General features: G+C 34.6%; 21 protein-coding genes and 1 riboswitch. Of the genes, 7 read left to right on the forward strand and 14 right to left on the reverse strand.

Translation table 11 applies throughout. The features are described from left to right. Positions 1–29: 29 nt before the first annotated feature. The 3 genes from ggt to ACTJJ9_RS10315 form a co-directional block, all read right to left on the reverse strand. Positions 30–1,610, reverse strand: coding sequence for a gamma-glutamyltransferase (ggt, locus tag ACTJJ9_RS10305; protein ID WP_145582655.1), 1,581 nt, complete (start codon positions 1,608–1,610; stop codon positions 30–32). Next, positions 1,607–2,854, reverse strand: coding sequence for an MFS transporter (locus ACTJJ9_RS10310; protein ID WP_145582656.1), 1,248 nt, complete (start codon positions 2,852–2,854; stop codon positions 1,607–1,609). The genes ggt and ACTJJ9_RS10310 overlap by 4 nt, the downstream gene beginning before the upstream one ends. Positions 2,855–3,106: 252 nt before the next feature. Continuing rightward, positions 3,107–4,552: a YfcC family protein gene (locus tag ACTJJ9_RS10315; RefSeq protein ID WP_095300764.1), complete on the reverse strand. Its 1,446-nt coding sequence runs from the start codon at positions 4,550–4,552 to the stop codon at positions 3,107–3,109. Positions 4,553–5,090: 538 nt separating this feature from the next. On the opposite strand from ACTJJ9_RS10315, the gene ACTJJ9_RS10320 reads away from it, so the two are divergent. Then, positions 5,091–5,705, forward strand: a complete 615-nt coding sequence (locus ACTJJ9_RS10320) for a hypothetical protein (protein ID WP_145582657.1) — start codon at positions 5,091–5,093, stop codon at positions 5,703–5,705. A gap of 544 nt (positions 5,706–6,249) precedes the next feature. Then, a complete protein-coding gene (locus ACTJJ9_RS10325; protein WP_145582658.1) occupies positions 6,250–7,704 on the forward strand; it encodes a serine hydrolase domain-containing protein in 1,455 nt (484 codons plus the stop codon). Positions 7,705–7,791: 87 nt separating this feature from the next. Here ACTJJ9_RS10325 and ACTJJ9_RS10330 read toward each other — a convergent pair whose 3' ends face one another. From ACTJJ9_RS10330 to ACTJJ9_RS10350, 5 genes are all read right to left on the reverse strand, one after another. Next, entirely contained in the window at positions 7,792–8,151 is a 360-nt protein-coding gene (locus tag ACTJJ9_RS10330) for a YunG family protein (protein WP_145582659.1), read from the reverse strand. 39 nt (positions 8,152–8,190) lie between these two features. After that, positions 8,191–8,646: a GNAT family N-acetyltransferase gene (locus ACTJJ9_RS10335; RefSeq protein ID WP_145582660.1), complete on the reverse strand. Its 456-nt coding sequence runs from the start codon at positions 8,644–8,646 to the stop codon at positions 8,191–8,193. A gap of 99 nt (positions 8,647–8,745) precedes the next feature. Then, entirely contained in the window at positions 8,746–9,243 is a 498-nt protein-coding gene (locus ACTJJ9_RS10340) for a GNAT family N-acetyltransferase (RefSeq protein ID WP_145582661.1), read from the reverse strand. 19 nt (positions 9,244–9,262) lie between these two features. After that, positions 9,263–9,685, reverse strand: a complete 423-nt coding sequence (locus ACTJJ9_RS10345; RefSeq protein ID WP_145582662.1) for a VOC family protein — start codon at positions 9,683–9,685, stop codon at positions 9,263–9,265. 118 nt (positions 9,686–9,803) lie between these two features. Next, complete coding sequence (locus tag ACTJJ9_RS10350; protein ID WP_095300757.1) at positions 9,804–10,382, reverse strand: HAD-IA family hydrolase; 579 nt, start codon at positions 10,380–10,382, stop codon at positions 9,804–9,806. Between the two features lie 395 nt (positions 10,383–10,777). On the opposite strand from ACTJJ9_RS10350, the gene ACTJJ9_RS10355 reads away from it, so the two are divergent. After that, positions 10,778–10,849, forward strand: coding sequence for a hypothetical protein (locus ACTJJ9_RS10355; protein WP_440768651.1), 72 nt, complete (start codon positions 10,778–10,780; stop codon positions 10,847–10,849). 192 nt (positions 10,850–11,041) lie between these two features. On the opposite strand, the gene ACTJJ9_RS10360 is transcribed toward ACTJJ9_RS10355, so the two are convergent. Then, positions 11,042–11,914, reverse strand: coding sequence for a YitT family protein (locus ACTJJ9_RS10360; protein WP_095300755.1), 873 nt, complete (start codon positions 11,912–11,914; stop codon positions 11,042–11,044). Positions 11,915–12,365: 451 nt separating this feature from the next. On the opposite strand from ACTJJ9_RS10360, the gene ACTJJ9_RS10365 reads away from it, so the two are divergent. Next, the gene (locus ACTJJ9_RS10365; protein ID WP_145582663.1) at positions 12,366–12,809 is read left to right on the forward strand and encodes a hypothetical protein; all 444 of its coding nucleotides are present in this window, start codon (positions 12,366–12,368) and stop codon (positions 12,807–12,809) included. Positions 12,810–13,398: 589 nt separating this feature from the next. Here the strand turns inward: ACTJJ9_RS10365 and ACTJJ9_RS10370 are convergent. From ACTJJ9_RS10370 to ACTJJ9_RS10390, 5 genes are all read right to left on the reverse strand, one after another. Beyond that, positions 13,399–14,418 carry a DUF3231 family protein gene (locus tag ACTJJ9_RS10370; RefSeq protein ID WP_145582664.1) on the reverse strand — a complete coding sequence of 340 codons (1,020 nt, stop codon included), beginning with the start codon at positions 14,416–14,418 and terminating at the stop codon, positions 13,399–13,401. Between the two features lie 185 nt (positions 14,419–14,603). After that, complete coding sequence (locus tag ACTJJ9_RS10375; RefSeq protein ID WP_174880751.1) at positions 14,604–15,509, reverse strand: NAD(P)/FAD-dependent oxidoreductase; 906 nt, start codon at positions 15,507–15,509, stop codon at positions 14,604–14,606. An 83-nt stretch (positions 15,510–15,592) separates the two neighbouring features. After that, entirely contained in the window at positions 15,593–15,994 is a 402-nt protein-coding gene (locus ACTJJ9_RS10380; protein ID WP_095300751.1) for an Rrf2 family transcriptional regulator, read from the reverse strand. A 178-nt stretch (positions 15,995–16,172) separates the two neighbouring features. Next, entirely contained in the window at positions 16,173–16,370 is a 198-nt protein-coding gene (locus ACTJJ9_RS10385; protein ID WP_095300750.1) for a hypothetical protein, read from the reverse strand. A 238-nt stretch (positions 16,371–16,608) separates the two neighbouring features. Then, the gene (locus tag ACTJJ9_RS10390) at positions 16,609–16,983 is read right to left on the reverse strand and encodes a DUF2294 domain-containing protein (protein ID WP_095300749.1); all 375 of its coding nucleotides are present in this window, start codon (positions 16,981–16,983) and stop codon (positions 16,609–16,611) included. A gap of 250 nt (positions 16,984–17,233) precedes the next feature. Continuing rightward, positions 17,234–17,373, forward strand: a riboswitch (cyclic di-AMP (ydaO/yuaA leader). Between the two features lie 469 nt (positions 17,374–17,842). Here ACTJJ9_RS10390 and ACTJJ9_RS10395 point away from each other — a divergent pair. The 3 genes from ACTJJ9_RS10395 to ACTJJ9_RS10405 all read left to right on the forward strand — a co-directional run bounded on the left by ACTJJ9_RS10395 (position 17,843) and on the right by ACTJJ9_RS10405 (position 20,614). Then, positions 17,843–19,180, forward strand: a complete 1,338-nt coding sequence (locus tag ACTJJ9_RS10395) for a TrkH family potassium uptake protein (RefSeq protein ID WP_145582666.1) — start codon at positions 17,843–17,845, stop codon at positions 19,178–19,180. 56 nt (positions 19,181–19,236) lie between these two features. Then, on the forward strand, positions 19,237–19,893 hold the full coding sequence (locus ACTJJ9_RS10400; protein WP_095300747.1) for a potassium channel family protein: 657 nt from the start codon (positions 19,237–19,239) through the stop codon (positions 19,891–19,893). Between the two features lie 193 nt (positions 19,894–20,086). Continuing rightward, entirely contained in the window at positions 20,087–20,614 is a 528-nt protein-coding gene (locus tag ACTJJ9_RS10405; RefSeq protein WP_145582667.1) for a GNAT family N-acetyltransferase, read from the forward strand. The last annotated feature ends 183 nt before the right edge of the window (positions 20,615–20,797 follow it).

Below are 20,797 nucleotides of genomic sequence, written 5' to 3' on the forward strand. Positions count from 1 at the left end.
ATCAATCAACAAGCTTTAGAGCAGTTGCCTTATCTCCCAATAGCAGCACCGTCACTTCTCGGGTCAACACCGCCATGCAAAAAGCCTTGATCATCTATAACAATGGCATTTGCATGTCCCATAATCCCATCAAATTGTTCTACCCTTTTAACGAGATGCCCAGCTGCCATTAATTGCTCAATAACTGCTAATGAAACGCGGCCTTCAATCTTGAGCTCTTGACTAGCTTCTCCCCAGGTTCTGCCCCAAACGAATCGGGGTTCACTAATTGCTTGTTGTGGATCCATGCCATAATCGATCATTCTTGTAATCATAATAGTTTGTGTTTGCGGCTGTCCCTCACCACCTTGGGTACCGTAGAGAATGCGAGGTCGTCCATCTTTAATCGCCATCGCAGGCATTAATGTATGGAAGGTTCTTTTTCTTGGTTCTAAACGATTGATATGTGAAGAATCAAGAGAAAAGAATGAACCCCTGTTCTGCATGATAATTCCAGTATCCCCCGCAACTACTCCAGAGCCGAATTCAAAGTAAAGACTTTGAATAAAGGATACGGCGTTACCTTCCTCATCTACAATTGCAGCATGAGCGGTATCACTTCCAATCGATTGAGTTTGAACATCGTTCACTCGCTCAAATTGAATACAGCTTGCCATTTCTTGTGCATAGGATTTACTTAGCAACTTATCTAATGGAATGGATTGAAAATCTGGATCAGTTAAATAGCGATTTCGATCTTGAAAACATCTTTTTAATGTTTCTACTAATAAATGATAATATTCAAATGAACCTTCTGAGATTGAACGTAAATCATAGTTTTCCAGAATATTAAGGGCCATTAGCCCTGTAAAGCCTTGAGAATTAGGGGGTACTTGGTACATTTGATAGCCTCGGTAAGTGGTTGTAATTGGATCAGTCCATCTTCCTTTATGGTCAACAAAATCTGCCTCGTTGAGCAAACCGCCTTTTTCCTTTAAACGTTGGATGATTCGTTTCCCTAACTCGCCTTTATAAAAGCTATCTCTGCCATATTTAGCAATTTCCTTTAATGTATCGGCTAGATTTCCTTGAATAAATCTCTCATTTACCTTTGGCACCTTCCCATCCGGAAGAAAAATAGCTGCTGCATCATTATCTCTTTGTAGCATCTTAAAGTTTTTCACCGTATTCTCCTGCTGATCCTTTGAAAAAGGAAAGCCGGATTTTGCATACTCAATGGCAGGTTCAAGTACATCCTCTAATGATAAATTTCCATATTCCTTTAGGATTGCGTCCCAGCTATCAACCATTCCTGGTACGGTTATGACACTTTCAATCCCACGGGTCGGAATAGAGGTTTTCCCTTTGTATACATCACGTGTTACGCTAGAGCCTGATCTGCCGCTTCCATTATAAGCACGGATCATTTTATCCTTAGCATAATATGTCAGCCAAAAGGAATCACCTCCAAGTCCAGTCATATGTGGGTATACTACTGCAAGGCAAGCACTGACCCCTACAGCTGCATCAAAAGCATTTCCCCCTTTTTGAAGAATCGCATTTCCAGCCTGTGATGCAAGATAATGAGGACTTACGACCATTGTCTTGTTTGCTACAATCGCTTTATTCATCCTATTTTTCCCTCCCCAGCTACATTTCCTATCATGACAGTTGAAGAGGAATCAATCGTTGGTTTAATTCGCTTATCGGTAAAAATAAACAATATACCTCCGAAAATTAAAAGAACTCCTGATAAATAAAAGCCGAATTCAAGGCTGCCAGTTTGATCTGCAAAATACCCGGTAATATAAGGAGCAAAAATGGAAGACAACATACCGCTAAAGTTAAAAAATCCATAAACTCTCGAATACATAGATGAAGGAGTAATATCAGCCATATATGAAATTAAAACTGGATCAAGCGCTAATTTTCCAAGTAATCCATATAGGACTAAACCTACAAGAAGCAAGGAATAGTTTTCAATATAAGGAATGGCAAATTGACATAATGCCCCCGCAAACGCCAATGAAATAATTAACGGCTTTTTGCTTTTTATTTTGTCGGATAATATCCCAAATAAGATGGCACCAGGAATTGAAGCCCACGGTACTAAAGATGCAATGATGCCAGTTTGTGCGGCATCGACACCTCGAGCGGTTTGTAAATAGTAAGGAAGCCACGTTAGCATTCCAAAAAATCCATATAAGGAACAAAAGATTAATAGATAAACAAGAAGGTGGTTTTTTGTAAATAATAGCTTCATATTGCCTTTTTCTTGGATTGCCTTCTCTTGCTTGTGCTTTTTATGGTGATTATCTTTTACAAATATTCCGATTAAAATCGCCACAATTATTGTCGGAACAGCAAATACATAAAAAGGAAATTGCCAGCCCTTATTTAAGGAATATGTAAAATAACTAGATGCAATAAATCCGAGTGAGATTCCAAACGCCATCCCGCTATTGATTAGAGCTGATACAAGTCCTCTGTATTTTTTAGGTGTTATGCTCGAGGAAATTCCATATTGGGAACCATAATACGTTCCTTCTCCTAAGCCAGTTAAAGCTCTCATTAATAAAAAAATACCAAAGCTTGCGGCTAACCCGCTCAAATAGGTTGCAACACCAAATAACACATACCCAGCAACTAACACCTTTACCCTTCCAAACTTATCAGCTAAAAACCCTGTAGGGATTTGCATAAGGGCATAAGCAGCAAAAAACACTGTTGACATTAATCCTAATTGAGCATTATCAAGTCCCCATTCTTCCCCGATGCTACCCATAACTGGAGAAAGGATATTACGGTCAGCATACATAAATACCCAACCTAAAAAAAATAGAAAAATAACAAAAGCTGGATGTGTCTTTTTCATTACAAATTCCTCCTTTTATTTTCTGAATGTTGTGATTATTATAACAACACACTTACAAATAAAAGGGGTTCCTGTCATATATTCTCACATAGTTTTTAAACAATTCGAAACAAATCACTTCCTTTTAGTTTCGTTTCGAAGTATTTTGACTCCTTTTTATTCCCATAACGAAACTAAGCAATTTAATTACCTCAAATGCAGTATTTAAGGATATTAGATCGCCATGTACGACTATCTATCCTTCAGCTATATTTACCCGTTCCACTGAATCATTTGCGCAATAATTAAAAATACAATGGCAAGTACAAACCAGATGAGAAACAACGGCATGTAGAAGCGAACCCATTTTTGCCAAGGTACACCAGCGATAGCCAAAGTCGCCAAAAAGTATCCCGAGGTTGGGAACAGAATATTTCCCAGACCATCACCAAATTGATATGCTAAAACAGCTGTTTGCCTTGTTACACCAATTAGGTCTGAAAGCGGAGCTAAAATCGGCATCGTTACCAACGCTTGCCCACTACCAGATGGAACTAGAAAGCTAAATAGCATTTGGACAAAGAACATTCCAATTGCACTAAATACAGCTGGAAATTCACCAACAAATGCCCCCAAGCTATTCACGACCGTATCCATCACTTGACCGTCCTCTAATACAACCGCAACTGCTCTGGCTACTCCAATGATAATGGCTCCGACCAACACCTCACGGAAGCCCTCATTAAATCCTTCACAAATGGCTGTTAGATTTAAACCAGAAATCATCCCAACGACAATTCCCATTAGAATAAACAATCCTGCCATCTCTAACATGAACCATCCTTTTGCTAATACTCCATAAACTAACAAAACAAAAAAACCAAAAAGTACAAGGAATGCAAGCTTTTGACGCATTGTTACAATAGGCTTATTTACTTTAGATTGATTTAAATAAATCATTCTCTTACTTTCATCCTCTTCATATACATAGCTAGACATTGGATTTCGTTTTACCCTTTGAGCATAACGGACAATATAAAACACTCCGACCAATACAAACACAATGAAAGCGACGAATCTCATCTCTATTCCCGAAAACACGGGAAGACCAGAAATCTTTTGCCCCAATCCCGTATTAATTGGATTCAGAAACCCCGTCATAAAACCTGCTGTAGTAGCAACTAAAGCTACCGCAGCTGCAACCATCGAATCATACCCCATAGCGATCATAATCGGTAAGATAACAGGAACATACACTAGACTTAATTCCTGTGTACCAATCAAGCTGCAGACAGTCGCAAATACAACCATTAACACTGGAATTAGCGTAATACTTCGAGTTGAAAACTTTCTCGTTAGTTTACTAACTCCTATTTCAATAAGCCCTGTATTACGAATTACCGCAAAGATACCGCCAATAATAAATGTAAAAAACACAACCTCGCCAGCAGCAACCAAGCCTCTTGGTATAGCTGTCATAAATTCTGTTAATCCAACAGGTGACCGTTCAACCAGTTGAAATGAACTAGGATCAATTGTTGTCCTCCCCTCAGGACCTGGAATTCTTTCATACACTCCAGCAGGAACGAAATAAGTAGCAATAGCTGCAAGAGTAATAAAGAAAAATAAAAGAACGTAAATATGTGGCAGTGTGAATCTCCTTTTAACTTTATATAATTCTGGTGAATTAACAGCCTCTTCTGCTTTCTCTAACCTCATTTTTATTCCTCCTTATCATTTTAGTAATATTTAATTACATTCGATGTTAAAAAACGTAACATTAATTTTATGATTATTTTAACTGATTGATATTTATGTTTCATTAGAGGATTTGTGAAATTTTATACAATTTCTTGTACTAAATATCCAAAGAGGAAGTAATTCGAAAGCTAAATAGAGGGATACTCTTGGAATTCACAAAATAAAACATGATATTTACATATCACAATTTCCATAAAAGACAGCTGAATGTAAAAAAAACATTACATATAAAGAGGAAAGAGGCGCTCTATTTTTATATGAGGTAATAAAAGAACTTAAGTTCTAAATATAGTTTCAAGCACCGAAGTTTGTCTCAATTTCCACAAATATTTTTTACGTTTAAAATAGGGAGATTTTCACCTGATTTATCATTTTCACTTATTAATTCAAAAGGAAAGCGCAAAAAAACAGCTTCACGCACTTATATATATAATAGGGGCTTATGTGGTTATACACTCAACTTATATAGCTACTACCCGAGGAAAGGAGAAATCAATTGAATACGGATCAAGCATTTTCCCTATTAAAGGAAGCGGGGATAACAGATAATATTGAAACTTTTAAGCAATGGCTCCGTGAGGGCAAAATAAAAGCAACCGGATTCACCGTAGATGATAAGGCATTAATTCGTTTTATGAAGACGCAAACGAAGCTTGATAAGGATCAAATCATTCAACAATTAAAACTAAGAATAAAAGCAAAGGACGCGAAAATAAAAGGGTTAGAAGATTTGCATGCTGCTCAGTCAAAAGTACTCATCCAACAAAGAGATAAGCTTTATAATGAAATAGGTTTATTGCAAATCGAAAGAAATCATTTAAAAAAGGAAACGATTAATCTATTAAAAGAAAATATTGAACTGCGGGATGAGTTGATTGCATTAAAGGAAAAGTTCTTTAAAGGGGAAACGAATAAAGATGCACCAGATTCCTTCTCTTCAAGCGATATACGTCAAAAATTAGGTCTTACAAAATTAGCAATTGATAAGGACGTCATCACTGCATATAAAGAATTATTAAAAAAAGCTCACCCAGACCATGGTGGCAACGAAAAGCTATTTCATTATATTAAAACTGATTTTGATCAATTTAGAAGCAATTCGAAAGATTAAAATGTTTGTATGTAACATAAGAGACGATATTTTATTCCCTATAAGGATTAGTGTAAAACGCTACAAGAAATTGCCCACTAATTCTTATAGGGAATTTTATTGTGTCCAGAAAAAAACTCCGATGAACTAAACTTGCAAAAAGTGCCAATCATTTAAAGGAAAGCAAGTTTTGCAGAGTATGAATAAAAGAATAAGACACTACTGGAAAATCCAGTGGAATGCTATAAAGTGAATAGTACTTACTGTCTATTCGGCAAGCTCACGTTTAATATAAAAAGCAGAATCAAAATCTGGGAACGAGAATTTTCATCTTATGAATCATTTCGCCAATAGCCGAGAACTAACTGAATGTATATCAATTAAATTCTCCTAAGTTCTTCTCCAAATACAAGTGACAAAATTGTCATATAACCCCATCCAATTGTTAGGAAAATCGATGGTTGTTCATTTTAAATTTATATAACATAAAAAAGCATGATTAGTTCAACTGTAAAATGCTAAAGCGTATTCATTAGGTTTTTAAAATTGTGTTTGGAGGTTATTTATGGAGATAAAAAAAGGAAGTGGTCATACGATAGGGAAAATAATCCTAATCTTTATTTTACTTTGGATTTCACCTATGTACCAAAAAACGATACATGCAGAAAATCCTAGCAATTTAGACATGACTAAACTTGATGAATTCATAAGGAAAGAAATGAAAAGGCTAAACATCCCTGGTGTGTCGTTAGCCATTGTGAATGATGATCAAATTCAATACTTAAAAGGTTATGGAATATCAGGAGCAAATAACAATCATATGACACCACAAACACCTATTGTAATAGGCTCAGTTAGTAAATCCTTTACGGCACTTGCCATTCTTCAATTAGTAGATAGAGGAATCATTCGATTAGAGGAACGAGCGCAATCATATTTACCATGGTTTCGTTTAGCAGATGAGGAGTCTTCAAAAGAAATTACTATTAAGCATTTATTAAATCAAACGAGTGGCCTTTCAACTTATGACGGTCAGTTATCTATACTTAATGGAAATAAAACATTGAAAGAGCATATAAAAGGTTTAAAAAATATTGAATTAGAACATGAAGTCGGTGAAACGTATGAATATTCAAATCTTAACTACGACATTTTAGGACTAGTCATTGAGGAAGTAACAAATACACCATATAAAAAATATATAACTAACAATATATTTAAACCACTTAATATGAAAAATAGTTACGCCGATAAAAGTGATGATAAAAATAAAACGATAGCAACAGGCTATCAAACGATCTTTGGGTTAAAATTTCCAACTGAGCAACTAAATCATGAAGGAAATATTCCATCTGGTTATCTTATTTCAAGCGCAGAAGATATGGCAAATTACATGATTGCTCTTTTAAATAACGGTCAATTCAAGAAAGAAAGGGTATTGTCAAAGGATAAAATGCAGGAATTGTTCAGACCTGCCACACTCATGTGGGAGGACTCGTATTATGCGATGGGATGGACCATTAATCAAAACGTTATCTCTCATGATGGTTCTACAGAAAATACGTATACAAAAGTAGTACTAGATGGGGAATATGGAATTAGTTTACTTATCAATTCACTCGATTATCTCAATATTGATTCCTATGATAATATCATGACTGGGATAATCAATATCATTCATCATGATGAACTACAAACATCTAATCAAAATCCGTATAAAATCTATATTATAATCAATTCGCTTTTAATCCTTACCTTTAGTTTAATTAGCTTTTCATTGTACAGAACTTTTAAACCGAGAAACGATATTCGAAGTAAATTCCCTATAGGAAATAGAATAGCTATAATAGCAGTGAATTTTTTCATACCAGGAATGATTTTGTACTATGTTCCGAAAGTAGTGCCATGGCCAACTTTTAAATTATTTGTCCCAGGGATTGGACATGCTTTATTCATTATCCCATTTCTCCTTTTATTTATCGGGATATTAAAAATTGGTAGACTATTGCGTGCAAAATAGAGCTTCTTATCATAACAATTTTTAAAAGTACAACTATGCGCTTGCCTGTAGGAGCAAGCGCTTATTAGTTCCTTCTCATCCTTCCAATTACCTTTGATTTAAAACATATAGCACACTTTGTTTTAAATAGTTATATTGCCGTTCATTTGTATCCGCGAATGCCTCTTCCCAATTTGAAGGAATATCTTTATAAACAATTTCCTCTGAAAATTGTGAGGCCGTTAAATCATATCGTTTTCCGTCAATTATATTGTAAAAATGCCATCCTCCAGCTGTCTCCGTTTTTCTAATTTCACCTTGCAATAAATCATGAACGACTAAAGCTGTTACTCCACATTGGCCCTTTGCAGGATTATCAATTGTCCATTTTGAGCTAGATTCTATAGACCAAGAGTGTAATAATGCGTTCATGATTTGTTCTATCGTGACAATATCTTGTTGCAGCATATGTAAAACTCCTTTTTACTCTATGTTTCCTAGTAAACTCTACAATTCCTTTGTCATAAAGACACTATTCGGGTCCTCAATATAATCTGAAAACGGCTCACAATAGTCGAACCCAAAGCTTGTATAGAGTTTTCTTGCAGGTGCGAAGGCATCCATTGACCCTGTTTCCAAGCTAAGCCTAGCATAGCCCCTCTCCTTAGCTACATCAATGATATGCTGAAGTAACCTTTTGGCAACACCTGTCCTTAAATGTGCCGAAGATGTTCGCATAGATTTAATCTCACCATGCTTAGCATCAAGCTCCTTTAGTGCTCCACAACCAAGTAAATCTTTTCCATTCCAAGCACTCCAAAAAGTTATATTTGGTTGACGCAATTGCTCAAGGTTTAACGCATGTATGCTTTCTGGGGGAGAATTCAATTTCATCCCTTGAAGATGCTCCATTATTAATTGGGCAACCTCAGGTCCGGTTAAATCATCTATTTTTATTTCCATACGAGCTCCTCCTACATCTATTGCTCAATTTTTTAATCCACTAACCTCTGAAGTTAATAATTCATTATTAATACTATTTAGAATATTCCCCCTATAAGCCTATTGAGAAAGACGATATAAAACACATTTCTCCCCAATAAATTTACCATCCTCTAAAATAAATTCTTTTACCTTCATAAATCCATTATTAAGAAGAACCTTTATCGAGGCTTGATTCTTTTCTAAACACTCGGCATTAATTTGGCTTAATCCTAATTCTTTAAATGCAAACTCAACAGCCTTTGAAACCGCATGTGTACAAATCCCATTGTTCCAATAAGGAGTTCCTATCCAATATCCTAAATTGCTCATCCCTAAATCTTTATCTACATTTGTTAATGAAATAACTCCAGCAAAGCTTCCTTCATATAGGATAGCAAAGGAAAATGCCTTTTCATTGTTTATATTTTCCAAAGCAAAATGAACCCAATGTTCTCCTCCGTTTTTCGGATATGGGTGTGGTAGTAAGCATGTTTTTGCAACATCATAGCTAGAGGCATACTTTTGAACAAATGAAGCATCATCTTTCTCTACAAATCTTAAAGAAATCGTACCCATCTTTCTCACTCCTACAAAACTATTCGATAAACTCCCAATCTGGGTTCCAAACTACTTCCCATAAATGACCGTCAGGATCTTGGAAATATCCTGAATACCCACCCCAAAACGTATCATGTGGCTCGACGGTAATAATTGCACCGGCCTTCTTCGCTTGGTCCATAACCAAATCAACCTCTTCTTTACTTGCAACATTATGCCCAAGCGTAAATTCGGTTGGACTTGGCGCTGTCATATTTAATTTAGTGTCATGAGCAAGATCAGTACGACTCCATATCGCAAGTTTTAATGCTGGCTGTAAATCAAAAAAAGCGACAGCACCGTGTTCAAATTCCTTGCCAACAATCCCTTCTGTTGGTAATCCAAGTCCTTTTTGATAAAACGTTAACGACCTCTCCATATCATCCACTCCTAAAGTGATGACAGATATTCTTGGTTTCAATTCGTTCCCTCCCAATAAATCCCTTTTGAATATTTTATCATTAGATTTGAAAATACTGCAAAACAGTAGCCTTCTTTTTGATTTGTATAAGCCTAGTAGAGTTAGAGACTACTATAAACTATTTATTAAAATCATTTCTATCAATTATCTCAAAAAATTGTGCATAATCAGATAAACAATAGTCGGCAATGTCACTTTTCGTTCCAAAAATACAAGTTGTAATCCCTAATTCCTTACCTGGTAAAATATCGATTTCCCTATCACCGATAACTAAATCAATATGGTATTTATTGTGCAAATGGCTATATGCTTGAGAGTTAGGTTTTCGCGGAAAACCGTCATCAATTGCAACCATATCAATAAAATACTTGTCCCATCCATGGTGCTTCAAAATAGCTAAAACGCCATCTCTATCCTTATGTGTCATTATGACATTCTTATCTGCATATTTTAAAATTTCTTCCACCTTGTCAAATGGCTTAAAATCACCTGGATTTAAATCGTTCTTTAATGTTTCCATTTCTCTTACTTGACTGTCAGTAAGATTGTAATATTCAGTAGCATGAGAGAGAGAGATTTTTAATCGTTTATAGATTTCCTCTTCTGAAACTTTACCTCCTAACACTTTAGAAAAAACCTTAGAATAACCTGGATACGTATCAAATAATGTTCCGTCAAAATCCCATAAAATATTCAATATAAACACCCTTTTATAATTTTTCGATAAACAAACTTAGGAAATTTCATGTGCCATTATTCATAAATGCAGTTCCTTACGTCCACACATTTTGATTAAAAGCTTTATTGAAGCTCCCTTCAGTTTTAAGCTTAGCATATGTTTATACAATAATCCTCATTTACCAATATACAACCAAGGTGGTTTCTATATGAAATTCTATAGTCTATTTTAATTCCCGGTAAAGTATTTTGAAAATTAAAAACTCAAACGAAACTATCCTTCAACTCATTCGTATTACGATCAGATACACTAGATATATCCAATTTTCTATGAGAGTCTTTATTGGTGAAAAAGACTAAATTAGGAGGCGTGTTTAATGAAAGCAACTTGATGCTGGTAAAGTAAAGCCTATTATTGATAGAAGCTATAAATTAAGTGAGGTACCCGAAGCCTTCAAATATTTTGAAGGGTCACGCACAAGGTAAAGTTATCATAACTATGTATGCTGTTATGTAGATTATTATTTTTCTTTTATCATCTCGCTCAATGCTTAAAAACATTGTGCGTTTTTTAGTTTCTAGATTTCAAAAGATAGTAAAATCAAATTATTTTGTTCATTAAAAAACTTTGCTCCATTATGAAGCAAAGTCAATTTGTATTAGATTCCCTATATGCCTTTAATGAATATCACGTTTTCTGAAGTTACCACCTTTAACCTCTGCTACATCATATACAGTTACAAAGGCAGTTTCATCAATTTCACGTATAATTTCCTTCATTTTACTCTCTTCTAGACGGTTAATAACACAGGTGATTTCTTTGAATTGTTCGTGTGAATATCCACCTTGAGCTAGCTTATATGTTGCACTACGGCCTAAACGATCACGAATAGTTTCGACCATTTCTTCTGGTTGGGTTGTAATAATTTTAAAGGTTTTAGAACCGCTTAAACCTTCTTCTACGATGTGGATAACTTTAGAAGCGATAAAGTATGCTATTGCTGAAAGGATTGCTCCTTGAAGACCAAATACAGTAGAGACAATAATAAAGACAAATAAATTTAAGAATAGGATAAGGTCACTTGTTCCAAACGGTAATTTTCTTGATAATAAAACTGCTAGCATATCAATCCCATCCAATGCTCCACCATTTCTTAAGGCAAGACCCATTCCGAACCCGATAATAATACCTCCAACAACGGTAACTAACAAAGTATCACCTTGAATGATAGTAGGCACATGGTGCATCATGCTAGTACCTATCGCTAAAGAAGCAATACCGATCACAGAAAAGATTGCAAAGCTTTTCCCTATTTGTTTATAACCTAAAAAGACAAATGGGAGATTTAGCACTCCAATTAAAACACCTAATGGGATCCCAATTAATTGTGAACTAACGATGCTCAAACCAGTTACCCCACCGTCTGATACATTATTTGGAATTAACACAGCTTCTAGCCCATATGCTGTGATGAATCCTCCAATAATCACTATTATAGCTCGCATAACCATTAGTGATTTTTTTGATTTACGCCTTCTGTTTTCAATCATATTCATTTCCTCATTTCAACAAAATTTCTATCTATGTAAATTTTAATTATTTTTAAGTATTTAGCTACTTATCCTCTCCTTTTTAGGAAAATTATAATATTTTTCATTAAAAAGTTCGCTTTAACTGATAATGCAATAACTCTAGTTTACCATAATTTAATCGATTGTCTCTTCCCTCAAGGCTTGGTATTTACTAAATTTTCTTATATTAGAAAATTGAATTTTTAAAAACATAAAATTCCATATCACTTTTTACGAGTTTTCCTTATAAAGGTTTCAAACAATTCTCCACTTTATTAATATGAATCACTAATAGGATTTTATTTATGCTACTAAAAAATCAAAAAGGATGAAAGTTTTTTTATCGTTAATAATTGAAACCCTTTGGAAAGAAAATCGTATAATTTTATAAATAATACATCTATATCGATACGAGGTGATTTTTAAGTTTATGAAGAAAAAAGAATTGATATTAATGTTATTAGTAATGTGTGGTATTTTCTTGATTATATTTGGTGTAATGCTAGGTTTTCAATCGATTATAGGATTATTTATAGAAGTTAGTTTTAACAATTCATATGGTCCTATATTTATGTGTTTGAAAATTTTAATAGGGTTTTTACTACTTATTCCAGTCAGTATACTAGTGGAAGCAATTTTAAAGTATAAAAGAAAGAATAGCAAAGTAGGACAGCTATTATCTGAAGCGATACAATTTATTCCTTTTTTTCTCATTATGCACTATAGTGATCCCTTTATCGATATAGTTGAATTCAATTCACCAAACTCTGAATTTGTTTACTACCTACTAATGTATTTATTCTTTTACTTATTCGGCTCAATCGAAGGTATAGTCAAACGTGAGGATGATGGATTAGTGAATAAAAATGTTTAATACAGATCATTAAAGTTAAGTATGTACGACTCATAAGGAAAAATTATTATGTTTATTAGTAAAGATATTCGCGCAAGATGAATGGAGCATGAACCGAAATAGACATGCATAATAATGGTTTTTCAAAATAAGGAGTATCTATAGAGAGAATTCATCATTGTATAGCTTATAAACTTGCCCCACTTCCATCATTGTTTGTTACAATGGGCTGCTTTGATGTGATAGTAGCTGACTTACTATTTGTCTTACGAATACGATAATCGTGGACAAATTCCTTCACACTATTAGTTTCATTATCTTTTAATGCATTTCCTTCTTTTCTCCTTCACAGGTAGACAATATAAGAGCAACAAATAAAACAACAATTGTTAACCTTTTTTTCATCTCGCAAGCACTTCTATTGGATCTTTTATGTCATTTCTCCCAGGTATTAGTTAAGTCACTTAGTTTTCATATCAACTTTTCTTATTAAATAATTAAACCAAAAAAGACATTCTTTTGATTAAGAATAGCGTTGATAAAGAGAGACATATGATGAACGTGGATCTTACTCGGAATTCAACGTCTTATTTACATTTACTTTAATGCATTACTGTCCCGCTAAATGTTTCCGATCATCTGATAAAGGTACTTGCTCAGCCCATTTATGTTTAATCATAATTTTAAATCCATCCACCATGTAATCTGCAAGCTCCATCGAAAATCTTGAGTAGTGCATACCCAAATCCAAACGTTGAGAAGTCGCTACCGCTGAGCCAAATAACCCCATAGTGGCAGAAGAAATAATCATTTTATGAAACATCATTAAGCGATCCGAAAAAGGTGCAATCGTTGAACTTGTTATTTCTGACTCCTCTGATTTTGGTGATGGAAGATGACTTAATGACAAAACAGAGCCTAAAATTTCAATTTGTTTTCCCTCTAACTCGACTCCACGCCAGAAAAACTTTTTCACCTCTTCATTTTTGGCAACTTGAGCAAAGCTAATACAAAGTGCTTTTTCCACCTGTAATTTTTTTAAATCCCAGTGTACATTACTAATTTCAATACTATTTAAAGGTCTTTCCCCCCCAAGGATTCCTTTCATGTAATGTTTCGATTGAACAAATTCATAATTCTCTGGTGGGTTAATATAGGGTGGTCTAGAAACGATTCCTTTCGATAACATTAAATCGAGAGACCGATTAAAAAGCTCCATTGTCTCATCCTGACACTTCACAAAGTACTCCCTAATATCACGGCGAATATTCGTTGATAAAGCAGCAGCATAACCCGCTAACCCATAAACACACATGATATACGTATAAGTTAAACAAAACTCATCTGAATATAGCTTAGGAGCATTTATATCCACATCATCCTCTGTAAAACCATGAGGAATCGGAAACTTTTCTGCGATAAAATACTCTTTTATTGTTCCAATATGCTTTTTAGCAAGTGATAAAGCAAATTCTAAAACCTCACGAATTGCTGCATCCTCGGTAGTATTTATCAAATAATTATATATACAAATTGCCATCGTATCATTTTGAAATTGAGACCATATATTTGCAATTTCTGACGCAGTTAATCTCACTTGGTGAGGTGTTTCGTTCAACGGTTTATCCAATTGTCATAATCCTCCATCACTTTACATATTCTCAAAAATTTTTTTACTTTTTCTACCTATATTCTGTCTATTTCCTGAAAATGTATGTAACATATTTTTACCCGATTGAAAAAGCGATCCTTCATTTATCGAAGCATCGCAAGTATTCTAATATCATTATTTATATCGTTTTGCTATAATAAAACTTAAAAACGCTCAATCGCTAAGTCCATATTGACAGATGTCGCCACTTTTTGGCCATCTGCAGCTGCAACAATAAGCGAAGAAGAGCTCGCTTTTTCGGTTTCACCGACGATATAAATGTTCTTAATCGTCGTACGACCTGCACTGTCTGTTACAACAACTCCATCTTCTAAAACTTTACAACCAAGTTGTTCAGCAAATTGGTTTGGCCGATGGAATGTTGGGACAACAAATCCCCCTGAGCGTTGAATGATTTCACCTGATTCAAATTCGACTTGTTCGAGATAGCCGTTATCACCAATTAAGTTTTTTATTGGCTCAGTTTTAATCGAAATTTTTCGCTTGTTCAATTGTTCGAGAGCTTCATCAGATAGTTTCGTTCCATTCGTTGCAACAACTAAATCTCTGGACCAGCCATAAAGTAACTTAACCATATGCATGGCAAAAGCTTCTTTTTCAGCAATAATAATTAACGGCTTATCCCTCATCTCCCAACCATCACAATAAGGACAATTAAATAAGCTTTTCCCATAGTATTCCCTTATAGAAGGAATAGGAAATGTCTCTTGAATACCTGTTGCAAGTATAATTTTTTCAGCTGTAAATAATTGGTTACCCTTTGTTTTGATGATAAATAATGCTGTTTTTTGATCATGATTAATCTTTGTTACTGTAGTTGAAAAATATGAAACAGATGGATATTTTTTTACTTCGTTTAGGCCAATTTCCTTAAATTGTTGCGGTTTAATTCCATCTCTTGTTAAATATCCATGTGACTCTTGGGTGACCCGATTTCGGTTTGTTCCATCATCAAACAGTGCAATATTTCTTCTAGCTCTACCTAATGTTAAACTTGCACTCAAGCCAGCTGGTCCTGCTCCAATAATGACACAATCAAATGTATTCATATTTTACCATCCTTTTCTTTTAGTAGTTAATCGAAGACTTTACAACTCTTTAATATCTATAATAAAGCGATAAAGAAGGTGGCCTATTTAGCCACGTTCATTTGCTTTGCTAGATCAACGATTTTTTGACTTCTTAGCTCATCTAACATCTTTTCTTCCGCAGAAATAATCGCCTTTTGAATTAAGCAATCTGGATTATGATCAATGCAATAGTCAAATAAAGATGTAGGACCTTCAATTGCCTGAATAATGTCCAACAAAGAAATACTCTCCCAATTTGGTTTAAGCTTATAGCCACCATTCGCACCGGAAACAGACTCAACCATCCCTGCCTTTACAAGCTTTGTCAAAATTTTAGACAAATATGTTGTTGATACCTGTTGATGGTCAGCGAGCTGGTGTACACCTACATGCTTCTCTGGGGGTTCAATCGCTAAATGGAGCATAGTATGCAGCGCATAGTTCGTTGCTTTTGAAAACTTCATCCTAAATCGTAACCTCTCTATTATAGATATCTTCTATCTATAATATCCTTTACTTGATGGATATTCAAGTGATTCGTTTTTTTCAATAACAAGGACCCTTTACCAGGTAAATGAGGCATCTTTTAAACAAAAATGCCTTGCTCCTTTTTGAAGCAAGACATTTTGATAAGATTTAGTATTAATATTTTTTAAATGAAAATAGCTTTAGTAAAGGATGCTTCTTTTTATCAATCACATGTAGCTTCTCCATTATTAAATCACGCTCGTGGACTTCTAACCATTTTTGCAGTTCCTCTTTATCTTGACAATGAGTTAAGTAAGTCTCTCCGCCCTTACCTTCTGCATTAATTAAATAACGATAAGTGGTTTTCCCCATGCTTTCCACCTTTTCTAAAGTATTAAAGTTTGAAATAATCAATAACAAGTAGTTTTGTTAATTTAAGTTGCTTATTTTCGCTTTCTGAGTGCTGTTCTGGGGGCTTCTCGCCATTCGGTCTTGTGTAGGATCCCTTGCCACACTTCTTACCGTATGCGCTCCAATAAACAAACTACATAGAATTCTACATTTTAGCTTTAACATAGCTAAAATTTAAAAAGCCATACAAAAATAAGATTCAATTATTCATTTCAATCCATTTTTCTAAGTTCCTATCTAAAATAAACACTTCTATTCTTTCACCTGTACTTGTGCTTATATCACTATGTGATGAAAGTACCTTACATCCAGTATATTGTTCGATTATTTTTTCATACTCCTGACAATATTTTTCTCGCAGTAATTCTCTCATTTCCTTAACAAGTTTTTTCCCAGGATCGCTATTGACTAAATGTTTTTCTTCCACAGTCAAAACTCCTTTGTAGCGTGTAATCATCATGTCATAAACGATATATGTTTTTGCCTCCTGTGGGCCTTTTCCGATTAATTCACGCTGAAGCTTAATTAATTCTTCACTTATTTTTGCCTCTAATTTCTTTTTGGAATAATTCATAAAACCTCCATAGCATATCTGGGATTCATGGAGTAATTCTAATGTCCGAATAAAGTTTTTGTCAATCCATATTTTAATTTTTTTACAAAACCTTAAAATCCATAAAAACAAGGAGAAATATTACGAAAAACAGTATTATCATGAGTTTTAATAGTAAAAATGGCTGAATATCGTCATTTTTAACGAAATATTGAACTTCCAAGGGGTTTACAGTGCAATGATGATAAGCGTAGAATTATCTCCGTAAATCAAATATTAATGGTCAAATCTCATAATATGAGAACGGAGGAACCAATTATTTGGGGTTAATTCTGCTTTTGCAGAAGGGATGAGAAACTCTTTCGCCATTCTACCCGTCAGCTAACTTCGTCGACTAAAGCGAAGGAGGTCAAAGGACCACCTAATACAGGGGGCTTTTTTGTTTTATGATGGAGCAAAAGAGCAGCCTGATCAAAAAAGGTCTTTTTTTGTGCTTTAAATGTGAAAGTACCTCTTGGAAGATAGAACACAAAGCAGCCTTAAATGCTGGGTGTTTTATAGACCAATGAATACATTTTCTCCATTAAAGATGTTTGGAAATGACAATTTCTTTAAATTTCATCAGAATTTTTGAATAGTTTCTGCTGGAATCTATTTTGATATTGTTCATTTTAACATGGAGGAAAGTAATCATTGGTCTTTATTTATGGCTATTTTCGTAAATTAACAATCGTTTAAGCAGGTGGAATACAACTCGGCTGTTATAAGCAACATAAGCAAATACAGAAAGATTTATTTTTTCAAAGCATGTAATAAATGATTAAAAGCAATGGAAAAATTAGAAGAGTTTCTAACTTTAAGGTAATTCAAGGAGATTACTATGAAAAAAATAAATGATTATTTAAATCCGCCAAAAATTTTAGTATTAGGCTTTGCGATTATCATTTTGATCGGAACGTTTTTATTAACATTACCGATTGCTACAGAAAACGGAAAAGGTCTATCTTTCTTAGATGCATTATTTACGGCTACTTCCGCTACTTGTGTAACAGGTCTTGTTGTTGTAGATACGGCCGATACGTTTTCTACATTTGGTGAGCTGGTCGTATTAACGCTCATTCAGGTTGGTGGATTAGGTTTTATGACGTTTGGAACGTTTTTATTTATATTATTAGGCAAGAAAATCTCTTTAAAAGAAAGATTAGTTTTGAAGGAAGCATATAATAACATCTCAATTTCAGGGATTGTCAAATTGGTAAAGCGAATTTTGTTGTTCACTATAATCATTGAGACAATTGGCGCTACCATCCTTTCGATTCGTTTTTCCTTTGACATGCCAATAGGAACAGCGATTTATTACGGCTTTTTTCATGCCATATCGAATTTTAATAACGCTGGTTTTGATTTAATGGGGGAGTTCCGAAGCTTGACAGACTATGTTGACGATCCCTTTGTTGTCTTAACGATATGTTCGCTTATTACTTTAGGTGGCTTAGGATTCATTGTTTTTAATGAACTATATGAATACCGAATGACGCGCAGATTATCGGTAAACACAAAAATCGTTTTAATTACAACTTTCATTTTAACTGCAGGTGCTTCAATTTTAATTTTCCTTTTTGAATACAATAACCCTAACACATTAGGCACTCTAGATAGTTCAGGAAAAGGGTATGGTGCTTTGTTTCATGCAGTTACTCCAAGGACAGCTGGTGCAAACACATTGCCGATTGCAGATTTAACACACGCAAGTTTATTTTTAACAATTATCCTCATGTATATCGGTGCTGGTTCAGGTTCAACAGCTGGTGGGATAAAAATCACTACCTTTGCTGTTTTAATGGCAACCTTTTGGTCCCAACTTAAAGGGAAGGAAGATATTGTTTTATTTAAACGAAGAATTGAAATGCAAACAATATTAAAGGCTATAACTGTGGCATTAAGTGGCTTAATGATTATTTTGCTCGTGACAATTTTATTAAGTATTACAGATAAGGGTCATCATTTCATTATGTATTTATTTGAAGCGACCTCTGCTTTTGGAACTGTAGGCTTGTCAATGGGATTAACGCCAGAACTTTCCAGCTTCGGACGGGTCATTATTATTTTTACAATGTTTGTAGGTCGATTTGGTCCATTAACTCTTGGCTTTGCGATTACGAGAAGACGGACGAAAGAGGCTTTCCACCATCCTAAAGGAAAGATTATGATCGGGTAACATAGGCTTCAACTTTAAGAGGATTTGGATAAACTATAAGTATAGGAGTGGCATAAATGGCTACAAAACAATATGCGGTTATTGGTTTAGGTAGATTTGGAACAAGTATTGCTCGAAGATTACATGATGCTGGTCAAGAGGTGCTTGGAATTGATATAAATGAGGAGCGTGTAGATGCTGCAGAATCATTTGTTACCCACGCAGTTATCGCTGATAGCACTGAAGAAAAAGCACTTACTGCTCTAGGAATTCGAAATTTTGATTGTGTAATAGTTGCGATAGGCGATGATATGCAGTCCAGTATTTTAACGGTTATGCTATTAAAAAACTTAGAAGTGAAAAAGGTTATTGCTAAAGCGTTAGGAAAGCGACATGGTCAAGTTTTAGAGCATATCGGGGCAGATTGGATTGTTTATCCTGAACGGGATATGGGAGAACGTGTTGCAAATCAGCTTTTATCACCTAATATGCTTAATTACATAGAATTATCAAAAGAATACAACATAGAGGAAATATTAATTCCTGAAAAAATGGCTGAAAAAAACTTGCGCGAGCTTGATATTCGAGCTAAATATAATGTCAGTGTCATCGCAATAGTAAGTAACGGAGATATCATCGTTTCTCCTTCTCCTGAACATACGATTCATAAAGGGGATTTATTAGTGATGATTGGCAACAGGGAGGATTTAGCCAAATTTTCAAGTATAGAATAGTTGTATGTTTGCGAATTTGTATAAAGGTAAGTTCAAAATCCTGTGGCAAACAGGATTTTTTTCTTTTGTTGATGCTGTAAGACTGGCTTCCTGAGCCATTTTTAAAAATGATTGTATATTGTATGGTAATTTGCAATCATTAGTATTAAGTTAGATTGTCTCAAAGTGAAATCTAAATAAAGGGAGAGATGAAATGTTTCCTACATTAGAAACTGATAGACTAATTTTGCGAGAAATGACTAAAGAAGATGCAGAAGGTATTTTTGCTTGTTTTTCGAATGAAGATGTAACACGTTATTATGGACAAGAAACTTTAGAAAAGATCGAACAGGCAGAAAAAATTGTCGACTTTTTTTCAAAAAGCTATAGTGAAAAAAGAGGCATACGCTGGGGAATGGAAAGAAAAGGAACCAAGGGCATAATTGGCACTATCGGCTTTAATGCTTGGTTACCTAAGCATAAACGTGCAGAAATTGGTTATGAATTACATCCAGATTATTGGAGAAATGGCTATACTCTTGAGGCAGTTTTAAAGGTAATATCATATGGTTTTGAAAAGCTAGATTTAACTAGGATAGGTGCTGTAGTATTTATTGAAAACAAAGCATCGAATAATTTATTAGAAAAAGTAGGGTTTCAAAAAGAGGGAGTATTAAGAGATTATATGTACCAAAATGGCAAAGCATATGACACATATGTTTATTCCCTCCTTCGAAAATAAACCTCATGACAATCTTTTGATCCTTTATTTTGGCGCTATCCTTTAAGAAGGATTGCGCCAATTTTTGTGGTTTCGAAAACCCCCTGCTATGCTGGGGGTTCTAAAGAGCTTCAAGCGTGGTATTAGGTATTAAAAAACCTCACTTCACATGGTAGGATAAAGTTGGTTTCCCGACCACTTTAT

Origin of the sequence: Metabacillus sp. 22489 (genome assembly GCF_052044855.1) — a bacterium.
Taxonomy (GTDB): Bacteria; Bacillota; Bacilli; order Bacillales; family Bacillaceae; genus Metabacillus; species Metabacillus niabensis.